Source organism: Hansschlegelia beijingensis (assembly GCF_045505405.1).
GTDB classification, from domain to species: domain Bacteria; phylum Pseudomonadota; class Alphaproteobacteria; order Rhizobiales; family Methylopilaceae; genus Methylopila; species Methylopila beijingensis_A.
The window spans coordinates 1-2,036 of the sequence record NZ_JBJKEX010000457.1 but is presented as its reverse complement, the minus strand read 5'-3'; the positions used below and the strand labels follow the sequence as shown (position 1 = coordinate 2,036).

2 protein-coding genes are annotated in these 2,036 nt (G+C 71.4%); both read right to left on the bottom strand.

All coding sequences use genetic code 11. From position 1 onward, the window contains the following. Positions 1–174 precede the first annotated feature (174 nt). Positions 175–873, bottom strand: coding sequence for a nucleotidyltransferase family protein (locus tag ACIKT0_RS17505; RefSeq protein ID WP_407106627.1), 699 nt, complete (start codon positions 871–873; stop codon positions 175–177). A gap of 17 nt (positions 874–890) precedes the next feature. Then, positions 891–2,036, bottom strand: a 1,146-nt coding sequence (locus ACIKT0_RS17500) for an aminoglycoside phosphotransferase family protein (protein WP_407106626.1), incomplete at its 5' end; no start/stop codon positions are given.

Sequence of the window (2,036 nt, the reverse complement as noted above, 5' to 3'; positions counted from 1 at the left end):
GCCGCAACTACGCTTTCGGGCGCTGCGCGGCGTTCGCGCTGGGTTAAGGCAATCGTCATGACGGGACAAGACACGGCCCCACTTTCCACCGGGAGCTCGTCAGGACGTTCGGATCGCGCGAATCGGCCATCCGCGCAGGATAGCGCGGGGCGGCCGCCGCGGGTCAGCGCAAGGTCAGGCGGCCGACAGCGCGAAGGCCTGCTCGGCCTCGGTGATCGCCTCGGGCGTCCCGACATGCAGCCACAGCCCGTCGAGCCGCAGCCCGAACAGGCGGTCGTTCGCGATCGCCGCGTCCCACAGCCGGTTCAGCGAGAACGGGCCGTCGGGCGCGTCCGCGAAGGCCGAGCGCGGCATCACGGCCGCGCCCGCATAGACGAAGGGAGCGACCTGCCGCTCCGGCCGCCGCCTGAGCCTGCCGTCGGAGGTGAAGCTGAAATCGCCCGGTCCGTCGAAGCCGACGCTGCCGGTCAGGGCGGCGACCAGCAGCAGCGCGTCCATGCGGGCCGGGTCCCAGTGCGCCACCAGGCGCTTCAGGTTCGAGCTCGCGCCGTCGATCCAGAAGGTGTCGGCGTTGAGGACCAGGAACGCCTCGCCGTTCAGCAGCGGCAGCGCCTTCGCGACCCCGCCGCCGGAATCGAGCAGCCCGGTCCGCTCGTCCGAGATCGCGACTTGCGGCGCGGGGCGGCCGGCCAGATGAGCCTCCACCTGATCGGCGTGGTGATGGACGTTGACCACCGCGCGCTGCACGCCGGCGCGCGCCAGGCTGTCGAGCGCATGATCGAGCAGCGTCCGGCCGCCGACCCTGACGAGCGGCTTCGGCAGCGTGTCGGTGATCGGTCGCATCCGCGTCCCGAGCCCGGCGGCGAGAACCATCGCGTCGGTCACGGGCGTCACGCCGCGTCCTCCGTCACCCCCAGATGGGCGTGATACCAGGCGGCGAGCTCGGCCAGGTCCGGATGGGCGAGGTTCGTGGCCAGCGCCCGCCGCACGCGGGGGATGTTCTTCAGGTAGCCGGGCTTGCCGTCGCGCTTCGCGAGCCGGACGAAGATGCCGAGGATCTTGGTCGCGCGCTGCGCGCCCATCGTGGCGTAGGCGCGGGCGAACTGGCGCGGCTCGAAGGCGGGGTCGGCCGCGCGCCGCCCGGCGAGATAGCGGGCCGCGAGCGTCATCTCGAGCTGCTCGGGCATGTCGACGCGGGCGTCCTGCAGCAGCGAGACCACGTCATAGGCGGGCGGACCCAGCACCATGTCCTGGAAATCCAGCAGGCCGAGGCGCTTCAGCCCCTCGCGGTCCGGCCGCCAGGTCAGGTTCGGCGAGTGGTAGTCGCGCAACGTCCAGGTCAGCGGCTCGGAAAGCACCGGCTGCAGCGCGGCGGCCCACAGCTCGCGGAAAGACTGGCGCGCCTCGGGCTCTGGAGCGGATCCGGTGACGTGCGGCAGGTACCATTCGTTCAGCAGGTCGCTCTCGGCCAGGAATGCGGAGAGATCGTAGAAGGGCGGGCGGTAGAGCTCCTTGCCAACGGGCAGCTCGGTCGGAAGCGGCCGGCAGTGCAGGTCGGCGAGCAGGTCGACGGCGGTCTCGTATCGCCCCGGGATCGGCGAATCGAGCGCCACCACCGGCTCGGCGCCCAGATCCTCGACCAGCAGGAAGCCGGTCCTGACGTCGGAGGCGTAGATCTCGGGCGCGGCGTAGCCGAGCGCCCTCAGTCCGTTCGCGACCGCCACGAAGGGCCTGACGTCGGTGGCGAGCTTGGCGAGCTGCGCATAGGTCTTGCCGTCGCGCACGATCGGGCCCGGGGCGCGCGCCGGAGAGTCCATCAGGATCGCGGTGCGGCCGTCGAGCGTCAGCCGCTCATAGAGCCGGCTCGAGGCGTCGCCCTGGATGTGGTCGTGCACGGCGGCCGCCCACCCGGCGCCTTCAAGGAACTCGCCGTCGGTGTTGGTGCGCATCTCCTTGAACGCCTTGGCGTCCATGTAGCTGGAATGCGGATCGAGCCCCGACAGCATGCCGTTGATCGCCGACTCGACCAGCTTGGC

Coding starts and splice junctions, on each gene's coding strand:
- ACIKT0_RS17505 (WP_407106627.1), bottom strand. CDS start 873: ATGGTTCTCGCCGCCGGGCTCGGGACGCGGATGCGACCGATCACCGAC.